This is a genomic window from Flavobacterium sp. B114r, from assembly GCF_056824125.1.
In genome coordinates, this window is the sequence record NZ_CP124858.1 from 5,084,638 (window position 1) to 5,104,925 (window position 20,288).

The 20,288-nt window shown below is 34.1% G+C and carries 12 protein-coding genes; 3 read left to right on the forward strand and 9 right to left on the reverse strand.

All coding sequences use genetic code 11. The annotated features are described in order from the left end of the window. Positions 1-37: 37 nt before the first annotated feature. Positions 38-577, reverse strand: coding sequence for a bifunctional pyr operon transcriptional regulator/uracil phosphoribosyltransferase PyrR (gene pyrR, locus QLQ94_RS21215; protein ID WP_271338481.1), 540 nt, complete (start codon positions 575-577; stop codon positions 38-40). Between the two features lie 216 nt (positions 578-793). Here pyrR and QLQ94_RS21220 point away from each other — a divergent pair, with 216 nt between their 5' ends. Next, the gene (locus QLQ94_RS21220; RefSeq protein ID WP_427403074.1) at positions 794-1,663 is read left to right on the forward strand and encodes a hypothetical protein; all 870 of its coding nucleotides are present in this window, start codon (positions 794-796) and stop codon (positions 1,661-1,663) included. A 405-nt stretch (positions 1,664-2,068) separates the two neighbouring features. After that, complete coding sequence (locus QLQ94_RS21225) at positions 2,069-2,245, forward strand: hypothetical protein (protein ID WP_271338483.1); 177 nt, start codon at positions 2,069-2,071, stop codon at positions 2,243-2,245. 60 nt (positions 2,246-2,305) lie between these two features. Here QLQ94_RS21225 and QLQ94_RS21230 read toward each other — a convergent pair whose 3' ends face one another. Then, positions 2,306-3,925 (reverse strand): ABC-F family ATP-binding cassette domain-containing protein, encoded by a 1,620-nt coding sequence (locus tag QLQ94_RS21230; protein ID WP_271338484.1) that lies wholly within the window; start codon positions 3,923-3,925, stop codon positions 2,306-2,308. A gap of 225 nt (positions 3,926-4,150) precedes the next feature. Next, positions 4,151-4,945, reverse strand: a complete 795-nt coding sequence (locus QLQ94_RS21235; RefSeq protein WP_482498452.1) for a TlpA family protein disulfide reductase — start codon at positions 4,943-4,945, stop codon at positions 4,151-4,153. A gap of 300 nt (positions 4,946-5,245) precedes the next feature. Here QLQ94_RS21235 and QLQ94_RS21240 point away from each other — a divergent pair, with 300 nt between their 5' ends. After that, positions 5,246-6,694, forward strand: a complete 1,449-nt coding sequence (locus tag QLQ94_RS21240; protein WP_482498454.1) for an IS1182 family transposase — start codon at positions 5,246-5,248, stop codon at positions 6,692-6,694. A gap of 215 nt (positions 6,695-6,909) precedes the next feature. Here the strand turns inward: QLQ94_RS21240 and QLQ94_RS21245 are convergent, their stop codons facing one another. The 6 genes from QLQ94_RS21245 to QLQ94_RS21270 all read right to left on the reverse strand — a co-directional run bounded on the left by QLQ94_RS21245 (position 6,910) and on the right by QLQ94_RS21270 (position 20,220). Further along, entirely contained in the window at positions 6,910-7,599 is a 690-nt protein-coding gene (locus QLQ94_RS21245; RefSeq protein WP_482498456.1) for a DUF3592 domain-containing protein, read from the reverse strand. Positions 7,600-8,354: 755 nt separating this feature from the next. Next, the gene (locus tag QLQ94_RS21250; protein ID WP_482498458.1) at positions 8,355-10,820 is read right to left on the reverse strand and encodes a glycosyl hydrolase family 18 protein; all 2,466 of its coding nucleotides are present in this window, start codon (positions 10,818-10,820) and stop codon (positions 8,355-8,357) included. Positions 10,821-11,301: 481 nt separating this feature from the next. Continuing rightward, complete coding sequence (locus QLQ94_RS21255; RefSeq protein WP_482498460.1) at positions 11,302-13,368, reverse strand: beta-N-acetylhexosaminidase; 2,067 nt, start codon at positions 13,366-13,368, stop codon at positions 11,302-11,304. A gap of 159 nt (positions 13,369-13,527) precedes the next feature. Continuing rightward, positions 13,528-15,465, reverse strand: a complete 1,938-nt coding sequence (gene nagB / locus QLQ94_RS21260) for a glucosamine-6-phosphate deaminase (protein ID WP_482498462.1) — start codon at positions 15,463-15,465, stop codon at positions 13,528-13,530. A gap of 118 nt (positions 15,466-15,583) precedes the next feature. Further along, entirely contained in the window at positions 15,584-17,161 is a 1,578-nt protein-coding gene (locus QLQ94_RS21265; RefSeq protein ID WP_482498464.1) for a RagB/SusD family nutrient uptake outer membrane protein, read from the reverse strand. Between the two features lie 11 nt (positions 17,162-17,172). Further along, entirely contained in the window at positions 17,173-20,220 is a 3,048-nt protein-coding gene (locus tag QLQ94_RS21270; protein ID WP_482498466.1) for a SusC/RagA family TonB-linked outer membrane protein, read from the reverse strand. Positions 20,221-20,288: the final 68 nt, after the last annotated feature.

The window sequence follows — 20,288 nt, forward strand, 5'->3', positions numbered from 1 at the left end:
TGTCTCGTTTTTGCGATTAAACAATTAACCGATTAAACTAATTCGTTATGAGGTAAACCGCATCTTCGCCTTCATTCTCTTTCCAGCTTACTTTTACTTTTTCGTCATTAATTGCATCTACCTGACGGCCGCGATAATCGGGCTGAATAGGTAAATTACGGCTAAAACGTCTGTCGATTAACACCAACAATTCGATTTCTGATGGTCGCCCAAAAGATTGAATTGCAGTCAAAGCAGAACGTATGCTTCGTCCGGTAAACAATACATCATCGATAAAAATGACTTTCTTGTTTTCGACTATAAAATTTATTTGTGTTTTATTGGCTTCCAGCGGTTTATCAGTACGACGAAAATCATCTCTAAAAAAAGTGATGTCCAGATATCCTAAAGAAATTTCAGGAACCTGATATTCGTTTTCTAATATTTGTTTTAAACGTTCAGCTAAAAAAACGCCTCTTGGCTGAATCCCAACTAAAATAGTATCCGAGAAATCAAGGTGTTTTTCGATTAACTGACAAGCCAAACGATGGAGTATAATAGTAACTTCTTTTGAACTAAGTAATACTTTTTGACTCATAATTAAGTGTAATGTTTGGTTGGGCAAATATACGAAATCAGAATTTATTTGTTGGGGTGTTGGGTGGGGAAATATTTATTTTTGATTTGGAGAAACTTTTATCGCTTAAATAAATTTCATACTATACATTGTAACTTTATAAAAAATAATATTTTTACATTTTGTTTTTAATTAATGAACTATTTTAACATAACAATACTTTTTTACTTTTAACCTATGAATAAAGATCATGATAAATTAATCACCGACTTACATCGATTTTTAAACTCACAAGATTTCAAATCAGAAAAAGATCTAAGAAAGTTTATGGAAAGTATGGATCAGCAGATCCCATCACTTCCGGAAGAAGTATTAACTTCACAAGAACAAGCACAAAACTTAGTTTATGAAGCTTACGATCTTCCAACTTTTAAAGCTAGACAAAATATAAAAAAAGCTTTGAAACTTGACAATAATTGTATTGAGGCATATGAATTTCTCGGTTCAATCGAAGATGTTGAAGAAATTGCAATTCTTTTTTTTGAAAAAGGAATTAAAATAGGCCGAGAAAATTTTAATGAAACTTTTTTTGAAAGAAATAAAGGGAAATTTTGGTACATCCATGAAACCCGGCCTTTCATGCGTTGTTTATATCACTACTCTGTTTGCCTTTACAAAATTGGAAAAACAAAAGAGGCCGTAATAATTTCAGAAGAAATAATTGCACTCAATGAAAATGACAACCAAGGAGTAAGAGATCAACTTTTACTTTATTTTATTCTGCTTGACGAGAATGAAAAATTCCAAAAATATGCTACGATGTTTAAAGATGACGATGGTACATTTTCGCTTTTTAACAGAGCCCTGTTCGCTTTCAAAACAGAAGGAGAAACGGATAATACTAATAAACAACTCCAAAAGGCAATTAAGCAAAATAAATTTGTAGCAACTAAACTTCTGTCTAAAAAACCAATTACTAACACCACTGACTATTATAGTTGGGGCGGCGCAGACGAGGCAAACTATTATGCAGAATTTGCTAAATACATTTGGGAAAATACAAATGAAGCAACTTTATGGCTAAAGAAACATACTACTAAGTCATAATAACAGTTCTCGCAAACGTGATTACCCGGTATACAAATACCAACCCAAGCAATCGTCTAAGCGCAACGATAGCGCAGAAATCTTTTCCGTGGCTGCAAAGTTTGACAACGCTATACTGTGTGGTGCATATTCAAAATTAAATACGCTGTAAATTAAACGTGGAATATATTGATGTTTTTCTTTTTTTATGCTTGTAAACTGGATTAAAATCCAGCCCTATAATACGGATGGAGCCTATGGCTCTTTTTTTCGAATATCCTTAATATTTTCAATTTGTCGTTTAGTCAAAATCATAGAACTTTTGAACCAAATTATATAACACCTTTTTTTGATGTTTGAAGTAATTTTATTCTACGATAATTAGAATAGTAGATTCTTTTTAAAACAACTAAAAACAGCAAAATCATGCAAAAGAACATTACACGTTTGTTAATGGTATTCGTAATACTATTTTCATTTACAAGTTGCGAGGCTATTGGAGACATCTTTAAAGCCGGAATGGGATTCGGGATCTTTATCGTTATCTTTATTATTGCGATAATCATCTTTATATTCGCTAAACTTTTTGGTGGTAATAAATAAACATAAAAAATCCCGATCGGTAAAACGATCGGGATTTCTTTTCTATTTAAAAGCTATGTTTTATTTAGCATACATTTTTGTTCTTAATTCCTGAACTTTTTCATCGTCAAGATATTCATCAAATGTCATATAACGATCGATTGCTCCGTTTGGTGTCAACTCTACTACTCTATTACCAACAGTTTGTGCAAACTCATGATCATGTGTGGTGAAAATTACAGATCCTTTGAAGTTTTTCAACGAGTTGTTAAATGCTGTAATCGACTCTAAATCTAAGTGATTCGTTGGTTCATCAAGCATTAAAATATTAGCACGTTCCATCATCATTCTCGAAAGCATACAACGTACTTTTTCTCCTCCTGATAATACACGGCTTGTTTTTAAAGCTTCTTCTCCTGAGAAAATCATTTTCCCTAAGAAACCTCTAATAAATACTTCGTCGCGCTCTTCTTCAGTTTTTGCGTATTGACGTAACCAGTCTACCAATGTCAAATCGTTTTCGAAGAAAGAATGGTTTTCAGCTGGTAAATAAGCTTGATTCGTTGTAATTCCCCAATCAAACGTTCCTGCGTCTGCTTTTTGCTGGTTGTTCAGAATTTCGTAGAATGCTGTTGTAGCACGTGAATCTTTAGAGAAAAGAACGATTTTATCGCCTTTTGCCATATTCAGATCAACTCCTTTAAATAAAAGTTCACCATCTACAGAAGCTTCTAAATTTTCTACATTCAAAATCTGATCTCCTGCCTCACGATCCTGATCAAAAATAATTGCAGGATAACGACGGCTTGAAGGTTTGATATCTGAAATATTCAATTTAGAAATCATTTTTTTACGAGAAGTCGCTTGTTTAGATTTGGCAACGTTCGCACTAAAACGACGAATAAATTCTTCTAATTCCTGTTTCTTTTCTTCGGCTTTTTTGTTTTGCTGTGCACGTTGTTTTGCCGCTAATTGGCTAGACTCGTACCAGAACGTATAGTTTCCTGAATAGTGATTGATTTTTCCAAAATCGATATCAGAAATATGTGTACAAACTGAGTCTAAAAAGTGACGGTCGTGAGATACTACGATTACTGTATTTTCATAATTGGCTAAGAAATTTTCTAACCATGAGATAGTTTCAAAATCCAAATCATTGGTAGGCTCATCCATAATAAGCAAATCCGGGTTACCAAAAAGCGCTTGCGCCAAAAGCACACGAACTTTAATTTTTCCCTCAAGATCGCCCATTAATGTATAATGATGCTCTTCGTTGATTCCTAAGTTAGACAACATCGATGCGGCATCAGAATCTGCGTTCCATCCGTTCATTTCTTCGAACTGAACCTGAAGTTCTCCAATTCTGTCTGCGTTTTTGTCGTTGTAGTCTAAATAAAGTTCATCCATTTCTTTTTTAACAGCATAAAGAACTTTATTTCCCATCAAAACAGTTTCCAAAACCGTATGCTCGTCGAACAAATTGTGATTTTGGGTTAAAACTGACATACGTTTTCCCGGTTCTAAATGAATGTGGCCAGAAGTTGGGTCAATGTCGCCTGAAATGATTTTTAGAAAAGTAGATTTTCCAGCACCATTGGCTCCAATAACTCCATAAATATTTCCGTGTGTGAATGTGGTATTTACTTCGTCAAACAAAATTCGTTTGCCAAATTGAACTGATAAATTATTGACTGTTAACATGAATGTCTTTTTAATTAATTTCGTGCAAAAGTACGGAAAAAGGTTCAGAGTTGCAAAGGTGCAAAGGCTCTAAGTTTTTACCATGCGAAGAAAATTTCTCGCAAAGACGCAAAGGCGCAAAGAAAAGAAATTTTTAAAGGCAATAAATCTCAAAATAGAAGTCGAAAGCTTATTCAAAACTAAACTTAAAAACAATCCTAATAAAAACTTTGCGACTTTGCGAGATTAATTCGACTGCAATATGCTTTCTTTTGCCAAAGCCACTTCTAAACTTTCGAAATTAGGCAGCACTTTAGCAATCATTCCTTCTTTGTTCAGGATAAAATGTGTTGGAAATGAATTGAGTTGTAAGGCTTCATTCATATACACTTTCATGCTTGGAATTACCGAATATTTTAAAGGTCTTTTGGCTAAAAATGTTTTTAATTGTTCTGGCGAATCTTCGGCGAGGCTTATAAATAGTATGTCTTTTCGGTCTTTGTATTCGTCTGCTAATTTATTTACCTGAGGAAATTCTCTTATGCATGGCGTGCAGTGAATGTACCAACATTTTATAACAATTATTTTTCCTTTCATGGATTCGTTTGTTACCAGATTTCCGTTTAAATCTTTAAAAGAGAATTTAGGGAAAGCTGTTCCTTCCATTTCGAAATTCTTATGCGCGTCAAAACCAATCTGATTGATGGTTGCTTTTATACTTGTATCTGAATTGGGCTGAATCTCGAACAGCTTATAATAGTATTTGGAATCTTCCGATTTTAATCGGATTGGGATGAAGTTGCCGTTTGCTAATTGATCTAAGAAAGATTCTTTTGAAATTTCTTTTGAAATTTCTTTTGAATTTGAATCTAATGCTGTAAAATCTCTTGAAAGCATTATGCTTTTGCTTTGGTATGCTGACCAATCTGCAAAGTTTTTTTGAATTTGAATGGGATCAACTTCTGGGGTTTCATGATTTGATTGAGCGAAACCTGAAGTAAAAATTAAAAAGACTATTATAATGTTGATTGCTTTTTGCATGAAGTTTGAATGGAATTATTGGGATTCAAAATTACTTAAAATATTGGGATTTTAACCGTTAAAGACGCTTGGGATTTTTACTAGAGTTGCAAAGAAATAGCACAGATTATACAGATTCACTATCGCAAACACGGCTTTTACTTTTTGTCTTTGCTTAAAATTACAAAAAAATAACCGTTGAGTTTTCGAGGGCACTGAAAAAGTCTTTTCACAAATAAATTGTTAATTAAAAGGAGTAGAAGCTAAAAGTTTTCTGCTCCTTTTTTTGTATCTTTTCCGTGTAATCATAAGGCTTTTTAGATGTTAATTCAACAGCAACAAATTCAGTTTAGTCCCTACTCTTCATTATATGATTTAATTGTTCCTCAGGATAATCTCCTTAGAAAAATCAACGAACTCATAGACTTTTCATTCATCTACGATGAGTTGCTAAATAAATATTGTACAAATAATGGTCGCACCGCAGAAAGCCCTGTGCGTATGTTTAAGTATTTGCTTCTAAAAACAATTTATGATGTCTCGGATGTTGATGTAGTAGAACGTTCACGTTTTGATATGTCTTTTAAGTATTTCTTAGAAATGACGCCAGAAGAGAGCGTTATTAATCCAAGTTCATTGACGAAATTTCGTAAACTTCGTCTTAAAGATACAGACTTATTAAATCTACTCATTGGTAGAACAGTGACTATAGCTGTTGAAAAGGGAATCATTAAATCCAGGTCTATTATAGTGGATGCTACACATACTTTATCCAGATCCAATCCATTTTCAGCAATTGAAGTATTAAGGGAGCGTTCTAAACTACTTCGAAAGACGGTATATCTATTTGATGACCAATTCAAAGAACATATGCCCCAGAAGAATGATACCAATGAACTAGAAAAAGAATTGGCCTATTGTAAAGATCTGGAGAGCCGTATAGAAAAAGAACCATCTTTGAGCTCTATACCGGCTGTGAAAGAAAAACTAAACTTACTAAAAGAAACAGTAGAGGATACTCAAGAAAATTTCATCTTATCAAAAGATACAGATGCTAAGACGGGGCATAAATCCGCTGACAGCTCTTTCTTTGGATATAAGACTCATTTGGCGATGACTGAGGAACGTATTATCACAGCAGCTGTAGTAACCTCAGGAGAAAAAGGAGACGGTCCAGAGTTGCCAAAACTCTTAGAGATTAGTCAAGAAAACGGAATTGATGTAGATACTATCATTGGTGATGCAGCTTATGCAGGAAAAGAAAATCTAAAGCTCACAAATGAGCAAAACATTAAAATAGTAGCAAAACTAAATACTACAATAACACAAGGTATTAGAAAAGAAGAAGATAAATTTGATTACAATAAAGATGCCGACAGATTTGTTTGTCCTGCAGGCCACATGGCTATAAGAAAAGCTCATCAGGGCAAAAAGAATGTTGGAAAAAATCAAGTAGATACATACTATTTTGATGTTGAAAAATGCAAGTCTTGTCCTTTAAAAGAAGGATGCTACAAAGAAGGATCAAAGACAAAAACATATTCGGTATCAATAAAATCAGAATTACACCAAGAACAAATTGCTTTCCAAGAAACCGACTACTATAAAGAAAAGGCCAAACACCGATACAAAATAGAAGCTAAAAACAGTGAATTAAAAAATGTGCATGGATACGATAGAGCACTATCGTATGGTATCACCAATATGCAAATGCAAGGAGCAATGGCTATTTTCACAGTCAACTTAAAAAGAATACTGAAATTGATGTAAGAAATTATAAAATAAGTATGATTATAGAAAATGCCCCTCTACAAATAAAAAATCGACACATATAACCTCAAATAAAAAACAGTTATAAAACGAAAAACGCTTACAACGGATATTTTTAAATCCTGTTATAAGCGTTTTTTTATTGTCTAAAAAATAAACCTGATCAAAATAAGGGATGTTTTTCAGTGCCCTCGAGTTTTCAACGGTTATTTTTTCTAATTATTCACCTTGGGTAAAAAGGAAATGTCCATTAAATATTCCTTTGGATTATTAGGATCAATCATAACTTTTATTTCTTCTGTTTTGATAAAGTCTGTAGGATCAAACCATATATTATCGCTCTTGAAAATATATAATTCATTTGTATTTGTATCCAGCCATTGACTGTAAATTTGAAAAGGGTTTCTGCCATTTACTGCAAAACTTGAATTGAGTTGTACGTTCTCAAATTTTGTTGAAATACGTTTGCCATTCTCCAATAGATATTTTGTGGTTTTTTGCTTTCGATAACTAAACAGAATAATGAAGAAACCAATTAAAAAGAAAATTATTCCCAAAATCCCCAAAATTAATGGTGCCAAATACAATGAAGTAAAGCCGTTAATATCTGCTTTGTATGGATTAACAGGATCGTATAGAACCTCAACCGTTTCTCCTTGATTATAACTGGGAGGATTACTACTAACAGACGAGGTAAATTCTACCTTTTTACCTGTTTTTGTCGTAAATTCAACAACTGGACGATACGTTGTTGAATTATCTGATCTTGAGCTCTGTAATTCGATAACTGTTCCTTGGGCAACTTCTGCTTTCTTTAAAAAAGCTTGCTTATTTTGATAAAGATAAAAGGCTCCAAATATTAAAGCCAAACCAATTATCGAAAAAACGTATTTAATAATTTTCATGTTTTGTTGTTTATAAATTGGGTGCAAAATACTTTAAAAATAAATAATGCACGTCCTTTTATACGTTTTTTACGTGTTTAAAATTATACGAAAGTTTCTGTTTTTTATTTGGCTAATACTTTACTTTAATAGCAAACGGATTTTGAAGATAATCGATTTGATTTTTTCCTTTGCGAGCAAGGAAGTAATCTTACTGACTGAATCAAATGGCATGCGGATAAAAAGGATTCGCTATGCGAAAACGCAGATTTATGCGGATTTTTTTTACAATCCTTTTTTGTCATATCGAGGAACGAGAAATCTACGTGAAAACTTGGACAAAGATTAGACTTTCATTGCGGAGTTACTTGCAGAGATTTCTCGTTCCTCGAAATGACATACTTTCTGGTTGCTTTAGGGTAACTTTAGTTTTTTTTATTTTAAAGTAGAAAAAAATCTCTTTTGAAAACGAATGCCCTAGCCCTGATAGAAGTGGAAATCCTTTTGTGCCGGGGTTCGGCATAAAAGATTGAAACGAATAGCATGAAATAGCTCCTAAAAAAAATCATTCCTATTTTTACTCTAATTCAAACCATAAAAAAAACCTGGCAATACAGTTGCCAGGTTCATAATGTTCTCCTCCGGGTGAAAACCAAATAACAAATCACCCAAATTCAAAGCATTTAATCGAAATAAAAATTAGATTAAAAAATAAATAACCAAACTCAATTTTAACCGTTCCAATTTTTCTATTTCTAAATTTTTCATCTTGTAACTTAGTTTAAAAAGTTCATTACTTTCAATGACTTTTTATTTCCTGCTTTGTCTGTTACTATCACTATAAATATTTGTTTCGTCGAAAAACTTTGATTGTGAATCACTACTTCTTTATTATTCTGAATATTTTTATGACTTACTAATGGTTGCCCTATCGTGTTGAATACCTCTACCTGAGTAATGTCCTGAGTTTCATTTGTAACTGATAATGCGTCATTCTTAAAATAAGCTACAGTTCCGCTATTCACTTCTATATTGTCTAATGGCAGTTTTTTTGCTGCTGATTGCGAATTAAAATATGCCGCATAAGCATTCGAGAACTGATACCCTGTACCGCAAGCTGCATCCCAATTGATTGACCAGGTCATAACTCCGCGCATATCAGGATATGGGCCACCTTTTAATGTGTATGCTCTTCCTGCGAAAGTGGTTCCGTATCTTAAATAATTGAATGCCTGAATTCCTTTCTCAGGTGTTAAATATCCTCCTGCCGGAGCTGCTCCTGCACAAGCCGGAATCGCGATTACGATTTTAGAAGGAGGCAATGGAGGAAAATAAAATCCTGTTGAAGCTACGTTGAATCCTTTCATCAACATATCTGACATAGAGACTAAAAAGTCCGGCGTCGCTTGTGAATATGCTACATTATCTAAAGCACTTATAGATCCTGTGTTGTACAATTGCACCATTAGAAGGTCTAATTCGTTACGTAAGTTGTGGATTACGGGCAAGAATGAACCTGCTCCATCTGAATAAACAGAATATCCTACTTGTACATAAAATGTTTCCGGTGCAGATGTTAAGATAAATCCGCTTCCGTAACTTGCTTTTAGTTCTTTGAAAGCATCTACAATATTCTTTAACTTTGGATAAGCTGAAATTGCTGAATAAGAAAAATCCTTAAGTGCTCCTGCTCCAAAATTCATTGATCCACCTTCGAAATCAATATCTACTCCATCAAAACTGTATTGGTCTACAATAGCTTTTAAACCGTTTACGAAAGTATTTTTCTGAGCAACGGTTTGCAATTCTACGTGACCATTTTGTCCTCCGATAGAAACAATAACCGGAATCCCTTTGTCTCTCAGAAATTTGATATCGTTCTTTAATAACTGAGGATTAAAAACTCCATTTGTCATATACCTTGGTTCGTTTACTACCAAAATTGGCGTATAACCATCTCTGTTAAGCGTTTCGATAAAAGAGTAAACAACAACATTGAATTTCTTATCTCCCATTTGATTGAAATACAAAAATGGTGCACTGGCATTATCCCATCCATGTGCGTAACCCACAATTACTTTTGCAGGCAATGGATTAAAAGCGGAACTAATAATACTAATAGTCTGATTGAATGTTTTTATTCCGCCAAGATTATCTGTTGCTTTTACTATAATTGCATAATTTTTATAGCCATTTGGTGTAAAAGTATAGTTGTAAGCATTTCCGGTTCCTTTTGTCATAGGAAAAGAAATTCCGTCGATACTAATTGAAACACTTGCAATCGTACCGTCTGCATCTGTAACATTTACGCTAACTGGAACGGGCTGAAATCCTGAAGCCTGATTAATTGATGTTGCTGCTGGTGTTATCCATGCAATTTCAGGTACTATATTTGGGCAGGAAGTTCCTGAACATTGCAAATAGAATGCTTTTGTGTTTTCGGCAGTTAGACTATTTGAAGCTGTTGCAGTTGCTTTTAAGGTGTAATTTTTATTAAAATCTGCTGCAGCTGGTGTCCAACTTGCTACATATTCAGTTCCTGTAAATGTTGCTGTAATATTTTGTCCGTTGATGTTAAATACAACCGAAGAAATAGTTACGGTAGGATCTGCAAAAGTCAAACTTGCATTTGCTTTAAGCTGAATAGCAGTTCCCGGTGCAATGGCTACAGTTGCCAGAGACGGGCTTGTAATTGTTACTTGTGGCGCAACTGAATTTGAATTGAAATTGTAAACCTGCGGTGTTGTTGGCACTGCAAAATTGGCCAGATTCGTTGGAGAATAAATAATATCATTATTCTGCCAGCCGTTCAATTTCAGGCTTGAAATAGTAGTATAACCCGCCAATACTGAATTATCAAAACTAAAATTTCCCTGAGCATCTGTTGTCGCTATAACACTTTTCCATCCGTGGGCATTATCTGTCCAGGGCACGATCAATTCTACTTTCGCTCCCGTAACCCGTGTTGAACCGCTTTTTACAGTTCCGCTAATTAGGTTTGCAACAGGCAAATTTTGCATCAAATCCAATGTTTTGTTAGCCAAAGCACGATCAGAAACTGTCTCATAAAAAGAATAATTCAAATGCGTCAACTTACTTTCATCTACCCTGGGAATATTAAAATACCGGGTATTAATAGACCATTGCGCGTCATCCCCTACTGTGTTTTTGCCATGAACCGGCTGTACGAACGCAAATAAGGAAAACAATAACAAAAAAAGCAATCTGTAATAATGTTTCATAATTAAATTAATATTGGTTAATAGAAAATAAATATTCCAATCACGATACCTTACGTACTAAAAAAGCATGTAAATACAATAACTGGCTTTCGATAAATTGCAAACAAATCACAACTCATTGGAAATTAATTCATATTACTTCTAAAAATAAATATTACTATTACTGATCTTCCATAATCACTAGTGAATAGCACTGATTGATATTTATTTAATTTTTCAAAAAATTAGGTTAAGAATAGATAAATTTGGGATTCATCAATTTTAATACTTTACTTGTTTGTCATGTTTATTTTTATTCTGTATTATTTGGTTTTAATTGTTAATAGTTCTTTTTGGCTATATATTTTATCTTTTTGATTTAATGCATTTTATACAATTTACATTACCATATTTACCTCTACCAAAAAAAATTTGGCAGAGATAAATAAATTACTAATCAGGGTAACAAAAACTTACTAAATACTAACTCAGACCAAATTCATTAAATTAATTTTTTAAGACTTGCATAAACTGATAATTCAACATCTGCATGATCCTTTGTATTACATTGCTCGATTAAATACTTTAGAGCATCTGTATTTAATGTTGATTTATTTTCTAAGACAAGCAACAATTCCTGTGATGCATCATTTAATTTTTTAGACAATGGTAAAAGCGGCTGTACTAAAGGTGCATTGACACTTAACGCTGTTAATCCTTTATTTACAGCAATCCACTTGTTGAAAAACGCTGCGACTTTTGCTTTATTTTCCGGAGATTTATTGGCTAAGTATTGTGTTACAGCATCATCAAAAGCTAAAGCATCTTTAGCATCTGGTGTACAAGCATCTGCAAAAAGTGTAAATGGAGAATACATTTGATATTCTGTTCCGCCTTTATTACGTGTATACCCTTTTAATGGCTCACATACATTTGAAAATTCTTCTAATAAATCGATTTTTTGATTGTTTGAAATATTTCTTAAAATAACTGCTTTATTACGAATATGTGTAATACCAAGTTCTTCTAATCTAAACGAAACAGCATCAAGACGTTTACGCATATTGGCTACATCTGTAATATCTTCAGCAGACCAAAGTCTTTCAGCAATTGCAGCTGTTCTTGGCCAAAGTCTTGAATCTATCGTCAAAGGCGTTACAAGTTCTGTCCACATAGTAGCTTCTCCACCTAATATTCTTGCTTTTTCTTCAGTTGTCAGGTTTGCTCCTTTTGGCATAGGATCATTCAAATAATGACTTGCAACCGGATACATTAAATCGATATAATATCCGTTTGACAAAACTGTTTTATATCCTTTTTTTACCGCATCTACTAACGATTGTCCTGCAACAACTCCTTCATTTGGACCTCTCCAGGAATGAATGATAGCATCTTTAGACATGTTTTTTGTCAAAATCTCTTCCCATCCCATCAATTGTTTACCATGTTTTTTAAGCATTGGTACTAATTGCATTGTAAAATAAGTTTGCAATTCATGATTAGTTGCTAACTTATTCTTCTTCATGAATTCCTGAATTTTTGGGTTTGAATCCCAGTCTTTACCTTCGTTTTCATCTCCCCCGATATGAAAATAAGCGCCTGGGAATAATGGACAAACCTCATCAAAAATTTCACTTAATAATTGATATGTTTTAGGATTTGAAGGATCTAATGTTGGCGAAAAAATACCAGCATTTCTTTCAATTCCATAGGTAGCAATTGCTGTACCTTCAATATTTTTTTCAGAAGTTCCACCTGTCAATTTCGTTACTTTACTTCCTATTTCAGGATAAGCCGTAAGTATCGCAGATCCGTGACCCGGAACATCTATTTCAGGAACTACTAAAATACCGCGCTCATCAGCATATTTTACGATATTTTTAATCTCCTCTTGTGTGTAATACATTCCATCTGAAGCTACATCAATTAGTTTTCGATGTTTTTTCATTTCGATTCTCCACCCCTGATCATCTACTAAATGCCAGTGAAAAACATTCATTTTCACTGCCGCCAATGCATCAATATTTCTTTTGATTACGTCGATTGGTTGAAAATGCCTTGAAACATCAATCATCAAACCTCTCCAGGTAAATCTTGGAAAATCTGAAACTTTTGAGTTTGGAAAATAAAATGAGTTATTTGTGTTTTGTAACATTTGCAATAACGTTTCAAGCCCGTGAAGTGCTCCTAAATCGCTGGTTGCATTTATTGTAATCTGGTTTTCTTTGATATCTAGATGATAACTTTCATCTTCATATAAACCAATTTTTCCGGCTTTAGTACAGTTGATCTGAAGTGTCGCATTAGGAACTTCATTTAGTTTTGTAATAAAACCCTGCTCGAAAAACATACCGGTTCTACCATCTAAGCGACGTAAAAAACGAGTTACTCCATCAAAAATTCGAGGATTTGGATTTCCGGTAATGTTTACTTTAAAAGTTTTATTTAAAGCAAAATTTCCGTCGTTTACAGCAACGCTCTGAGGCCAGGGCATAAGATTTAACTGCTCTTTTTTAATTTGAGCACTAGATGTTACACCTGCTAATAGTAGGACTAATAAATATTTCATTTTTACTGTTTTTGAAAAGATGTTATCCTGAGATAACAGTATTAAATAGATAAAAGAAACAAAATTCAGAATGACTTCTATTGAATCCTCACTCTCATAACGAAATCAATCTGAATTTTGCAATGTGATCCGCTCTCACCCGAATCTTATATTTTAATTTTAGTAATCAAAACGTTTAAAAGCTTCGATTGCTTCGTATTCTGCCAATCCTAAGTCATCGTATAGAATTGCTGTGTTTTTGTTGCGGTCTTCGGCTCTCACCCAGAATTCTCTGGAGTCATTCCCTTGAAACATTACTCTGTCTTTTTGAGACTGATGGTATAAAATGGCATGACGCTTCAATAATACTTCTGATGGAGAAAGCGGAACGGCCATATCAATTTCGTGAATGTCCCATTCGTGCCACGCACCTCTGTACAACCAAAGCCAGCAATCGTCCATGTATTTCTCCGGTTTCAATTCTTTCATTGCTGCAAAAATCGCGTTCAGACAAACTTCATGTGTTCCGTGCGGATCTGCAAGATCTCCTGCTGCAAAAACCTGATGTGGTTTTATTTTTGCAATAATGTCTTTTACAATGGCTATATCTTCAACTCCTAACGGGTTTTTCTTTACCTGTCCTGTTTCGTAAAACGGAAGATCTAGAAAGTGTGTATTGGCATCTTTTAATCCAATGTATCTTGTAGCTGCATACGATTCTCTTCTACGAATAAGTCCTTTTAATTTGCGAACTTCAAGAGAATCAATTTGGTTTTCTGATTTACTGTTTAAAAACTCAATTACCGATTTGAAGTTGATTCCGCTGCCGGCTTCGCCAACAAAATCCTTGGCAACCTCAGCAAACTTTAATGCTTCATCGTCTGTAACAGCTATATTTCCGGAGGTTTGATATACGACATGTACATCGTGACCTTGTTTTATCAATTTTGAAAAAGTTCCTCCCATAGAAATCACATCATCATCCGGATGTGGACTAAAAAGTATCACTCGTTTTTTTGCTGGATTGGCTCTTTCCGGACGATGCGAATCGTCGGTATTGGGTTTTCCACCCGGCCATCCTGTGATGGTATGCTGCAATACGTTGAACATATTGATATTAAGATCATAAGCAGAACCTTCCTGCGCCAAAAGATCAGACATTCCGTTATTGTTGTAATCTCTGTCTGTTAATTTTAATATTGATTGTTTTGTTTTTTGGCACAACCAAACAATCGCTTTGCTTTTTAATTCCTGATTCCAGATGCATTCTCCCACTAGCCATGGCGTTTTGAAACGCGTTAATTCTGATGCTGCAGACTGGTCTAATACAAATGTTGCATTAGGATGGTTTTGTAAAAATGTAGCAGGAACTTCTGAACTGATATCTCCCTGAATAGTTCTCTTGATGATATCGGCTTTGTTTTGTCCCCAGGCCATTAATACGATTCTTTTAGATCTCATGATGGTTGAAACTCCCATGGTAATCGCTCTTTTAGGAACGTTGTCGATACCATTAAAATCTGATGAAGCGTCTACTCTTGTAATATGATCCAGTGTAATAATCCTGGTTCCTGAATTGACGTGTGATCCCGGTTCGTTAAAACCTACGTGACCGGTACGGCCAATTCCTAATAATTGAAAATCAAGTCCTCCGGCATTTTTAATATTCATTTCATAGTCGATGCAATATTGATTTAATTCCTCAATATTTACAGTTCCATCAGGAATATTAACGTTCTCCTGTTTGATATCAATATGGTTAAAAAGATGCTGGTGCATGAAATAATGATAACTCTGATTGTTCTCTTTAGTCATTGGATAATATTCATCCAGATTAAAAGTGATTACATTGCTAAAACTTAATCCTTCTTCTTTGTGCATTCTCACTAATTCTTCATAAACTTTGATAGGAGAAGAACCTGTTGCTAAACCTAATACGCAAGATTTTCCTTTTTCTTGTTTAGATCTAATTAATTGCGCGATTTCCTGCGCTACAATTATAGAAGCTTCTGTAGAACTTCTGAAGATTTCATTGTGGATTTTTTCAAATCTGGTCTCTTCAAATTTTCCCGCGCTTTTATAGCTGATATCAGGTTTTATTTCTAAAGCACTTTTCATGTCTTTTTTCTTTTTTTTGTATTTACAATTTTGGTTTTTGAAATGGCACAAGCAACTCACATTGCTTATACCATTTACTAACCAAACTTAAATTCTTATAGTTCTTTGATACTTTATTTTAGAAATTTGGAGCATTCACATCCCACCAAGTTCTGGTTCCGCCATTGTCAGGACCACCTAGTTTTGCAAGTCCAGTTTGAACTCCACCAGGGTTTCCGTCTTTTTCAGTAGAAACAAAAGGCATTCTTCTTACACCAAGTTCAGTAGTAATTAAACCAGCACTTTGATTGTTAAGAATTGGCAATAATTTAGGATAACCTGTTCTACGGTGATCTGTCCAAGCTTCGTAACCATCAGGAAAATTAGCAATCCATTTTTGAGTGATAATTTTTTGCAATTTTACTTCATTACTTGCTGTATTATCCCAGGCAACAGTTACTTTGTTTACAGCAACACCACTGTTGAACGGCGCAATAGGGTCTACATAATCTTTAGCCATTTTTACATTATCTGCTATATAATCAGAAGCACCTCCGGTAGCAAGCTGATCAAAAGATGCAGTAATACCAGCTTTGTATAATGATTCCGGATCACCACCCATGTTCCAACCTCTTAAAGCTCCTTCAGCTCTTAAGAAAAAGACTTCGGCAGCATTTAACCACACTACTTGTTTATCATCTTTTATGATCTTACCAAAGTTTGAAAATTTCATGTGCAACGTTTTGTCTCCCTGAACTCCTCCAGTACGAACTCCTTTGTATTCTCCAGGAACTTGCTCAGAAGTAGCAAAGTAAACTTTCATTCTAGGATCGTTGTAACCGCCCATAATAGACTCCATATCTGCAGACATACGACTATCGTTATACTCATAAGAAGAAACTCTAAGAGGGTGTTGTGATACATCTTTAACTAAAACAAAACTATCAGCAGCAGTTTTTATAACTCCAAATTTTTGGTTAACCGCTTTTTCTGCTTCTGCCTTAGCTAATGCAGGACTAACTTTTACAACGTGCATTGCTAATCTTAAACGCAATGAGTTAGCATACATAACCCATTTTGTATAGTCTCCACCATATGTCGAACGATCAATATTTGTAAAAGAACTTTTCTCTCCAGCATCAATTCTTTTTGTTAATTCGGTTACAGCAAAGTCTAAGTCTTTAAACATAAATCCATAAGCTTCTTCTTGAGAATCATATGCAATTGTTGCATCAGTAGTACCAAATTTCGAGTACACTATTGGTCCCCAGGCATCTGCCATTTTATGCAACGTTTGTACTTTAACAATCAAAGCAAGAGCATAAAACTCATTATATTTATCTTTAGATTCTCTTTCAACTTTTAAGAAATTTGACATTACTTGTGCATAAGCAGCTTCCCAGCACCAAATATTCCAGTTATCAGATATTGCGTACGAAATATTATTAGAACCATCGAAACCAGGAGGAGCCGTATATCCTCCCCAGTTATTCGCAGATAAATCATTCGCTACCTGGTATTTCCAACCCGGAGTATTTACCATTACGTTATCAAACATGGTTTTAAAAGGACCATTAATATGGTTAAAGTCCTGTGTTGTTTCCTCATAGGTAAAACCATCAGGATTACTATTAATCTCATCGAAATTATCTGTACAACCAACTAAGGTTAAAAGACCGAAACAGATTAATGATTTTTTTATATTATTTCTTTTCATGATATTTTAAATTAGAAAGTTACATTTAAATTAAGTCCAATGCTTCTTGTTGATGGTAAACCATAAATATCAACTCCTTGCAAACCTTGTCCCGTACTTAAAGCAATGTTTGGATCAAATGGTGCATCTTTATAAAAGAAAAATAAGTTTCTTGCGATTACTGATAAAGTAGCTGTATTAACAAATGGAAGTACTTTTTTATTGAAAGTATAACCAAGTGAAACCTCTCTTAAACTTACGTTTGTAGCATCGTATACATACTCAGCAGTAGCACCATTAAGTCCTCCGACTGTTTCGTAGTATTTTTGAGGATCCATTGAAGTTACTTTTGTACCATTTGGCATAACTGCATTTACTGCAACACCACCAGCATTTCTAGCATCTCCACTTCTTTGTGATACTCCGTAAAAATCATTCATAGATTCTGTAATACTCATTACATCTCCGCCAAAACGTCCGTCGATCAAGAAATTCGCTGTAAAAGCACCAAACTTAAATGTGTTTGACCAACCTAACATAAAATCAGGGTTTGCATTACCAACTTCACGAAAATCAGACTCAACTGCTAAATTTCCTTTGTCATCTAAAACAATTTCTCCCTGAGCATTTTTAACAATACCCTTTCCTTCGATCACACCAAATGGTCTTCCTTCAGTCAAAGAATATCTGTAATTAATATTATTTACCGGAGTTAAAGGAATTGAACCTCCTAATTCTGCAGGAATCTCTTTTACTTTATTTCTATTTTGAGAATAGTTTACTGTAGTATCCCATGAAAATTTATCTCCAGTGATGATTTTTCCAGTAACAACAACTTCAAAACCTTTATTTTCTATACTACCAGCGTTAATTCCGTAAAAAGTATAACCATAAGGATTTGTTGCAGGCGCAGGAACCTGAATGTATTGATTTTTAGTTTCTGAATTGTAGTATGAAATTTCAAAACCAAATCTGTTGTTAAACATTCTCCACTCAGTACCAAATTCATATTCTGATTTCAGCTCTGGTTTTAATCCTTCACCTGGTCTTGGTCCCACAGTAGGAGGAATAAGATTACCTCCCTGAACAGTTGATCTAGGAGAAGTTACGAAAGCCGAAACGTCATTACCTACTTGTGCATAAGTTGCTCTAACTTTACCAAAGTTAATCCAATCTGGCATAGTGGCCATTTCGCTAATAATAGCAGTTGCTCCTACAGATGGATAAAAATATGATCCAGTATTTGTATTTACTAATGTAGAAGACCAGTCATTACGTCCTGTAACATCTAAATATAACATGTTTTTATAACCAAAAGTTGCAGAAGCAAAGATTGACTGAACTTCTCGTGAAGAACCTGTAGCCTGAACATTTAAGTTATCTAATCCTTTATTGCTTCCAAAATTTCCTAATGTAAATAAGTTAGCATTGATAAGTCCCGGAGTAATACCTGAGTCTAAAGTAGTAGCATGATTTGCTAATGTATTATTGATACTTGTACCTACGATAGCATTAAAACTAAAATCTTCATTGAAGTTTGTATTAATTTTAGCGATTAAATCTCCGTAACGTTGTGTACTTAATGTAGCAACATTAATATATCTACCATTTATACCAGACAATGAATTGTTTGTTGTAGCATAGATTCTTTTATCAAAATCATTTTCGATTCTATTGTAGCTATATCTTGCTGTAATACTTAACCACTTATTAGCCTTAAAGTCTAAAGCAATATTTCCGTTAAAGAAATTGTCTTTATCAACAGATTTGTTTCTATTAATTAACCAATAAGGGTTTTGAACATAAATATCAGAATCTAATGGTGTATAGAAATTTTGACCGTAAAGATTTCTTGAAGGAATAAATGATTCAAAATTATCTTTGTAATAATTAAAATCATTTGCTCTTTGAAACAAATAAACTCCTGTTAAAGGATTTGAATAAAGTCCGTTTACAGGTCTGTTGTCAATTGTTTGGCTTGTATATTTTGCATCAGCTGAAACTGTTAATCTATTATCAAAAAATTTCGCTGTCTGACGAATTCCAAAGTTGTTTTTCTTTAATCCGTTTCCTTCAATAATTCCTGAAGAAGCTGTATTAGCATAAGATAAACTTGTAGTAGAAATATCTGTTCCAGTTGTAAATGCTAAAGAAGTAATTTGTGTAACTCCAGTATTAAAAAAGTCATCAACAAAATCATTTGAAGGAACTTTTCCTCCCCAAGATTTCTGTGCATTTGCTGTTCCGTAATCATTTTGGAATTTTGGCAAAGAATGTACCGATTCAAAAGTAGTAACAGAAGAAACTGCTAAGTTTGAAGTATTTTCTTTAGTCTTTTTAGAAGAAAGCAAGATAACACCATTTGCTCCCTGAGATCCGTATAACACAGATGCTGCTGCACCTTTAAGTACAGTCATACCTTCGTAATCATCAGGATTAATCAAAGAAACAGTATCTCCACCATCACGGTTACCTCCGGCAGTGCTACCAAAAGAATCATTTGGCTGATTTGAAGAACCATTATATAAAGGAATACCATCAATAACATAAAGAGGCTGACTGTTCATGATAGAAGAGTTACCACGAATAACTACTTTAGTAGATCCTCCAGTACCACCTGAACTTTTTGTAACAGCAACACCGGCAATTTTACCAGCAATTGTATTGATAACGTTGGCATCTTTTACACGAGTTAGTTCTTCTCCTTTAAGTTCCTGAGCAGAATAAGTCAAAGATTTTCTAGTTTTCTTAAGACCTAATGAAGTTACAACAACTTCTGTTAATGCATTAGATGCTGCAGTGATCATTTTAACATTAATTGTGGCAGCATCACCTACAACAACTCTTTGTGTTTCAAGACCTACATAAGTAAAAACTAAAGTCTGTCCTTTTTGTGCTTCAATTGTGTACAAACCATCAAAATCGGTAGTAGCTCCTTTTTGACCTCCTTGTACTGCAACAGATGCCCCTGGCAATGGCATCCCCTCAGAATCTGTAATCACACCTTTGACATTTTTTACTTGTGCAAGCGAAACTTGCGCCGTAAAAACAATCATAAAGATTAAGAAAATTTTTTTCATGTTTATTTATTTTGTTAGTTATGGTGTAAATTTATTCTTAAGGGATTGTTAAAAAAAATAATTTATAC

Coding starts and splice junctions, on each gene's coding strand:
- QLQ94_RS21250 (WP_482498458.1), bottom strand. CDS start 10,820: ATGAAACATTATTACAGATTGCTTTTTTTGTTATTGTTTTCCTTATTT.
- QLQ94_RS21265 (WP_482498464.1), bottom strand. CDS start 17,161: ATGAAAAGAAATAATATAAAAAAATCATTAATCTGTTTCGGTCTTTTA.
- QLQ94_RS21225 (WP_271338483.1), top strand. CDS start 2,069: ATGCAAAAGAACATTACACGTTTGTTAATGGTATTCGTAATACTATTT.
- pyrR (WP_271338481.1), bottom strand. CDS start 577: ATGAGTCAAAAAGTATTACTTAGTTCAAAAGAAGTTACTATTATACTC.
- QLQ94_RS21240 (WP_482498454.1), top strand. CDS start 5,246: ATGTTAATTCAACAGCAACAAATTCAGTTTAGTCCCTACTCTTCATTA.
- QLQ94_RS21270 (WP_482498466.1), bottom strand. CDS start 20,220: ATGAAAAAAATTTTCTTAATCTTTATGATTGTTTTTACGGCGCAAGTT.
- QLQ94_RS21220 (WP_427403074.1), top strand. CDS start 794: ATGAATAAAGATCATGATAAATTAATCACCGACTTACATCGATTTTTA.
- nagB (WP_482498462.1), bottom strand. CDS start 15,465: ATGAAAAGTGCTTTAGAAATAAAACCTGATATCAGCTATAAAAGCGCG.
- QLQ94_RS21235 (WP_482498452.1), bottom strand. CDS start 4,945: ATGCAAAAAGCAATCAACATTATAATAGTCTTTTTAATTTTTACTTCA.
- QLQ94_RS21245 (WP_482498456.1), bottom strand. CDS start 7,599: ATGAAAATTATTAAATACGTTTTTTCGATAATTGGTTTGGCTTTAATA.
- QLQ94_RS21230 (WP_271338484.1), bottom strand. CDS start 3,925: ATGTTAACAGTCAATAATTTATCAGTTCAATTTGGCAAACGAATTTTG.
- QLQ94_RS21255 (WP_482498460.1), bottom strand. CDS start 13,368: ATGAAATATTTATTAGTCCTACTATTAGCAGGTGTAACATCTAGTGCT.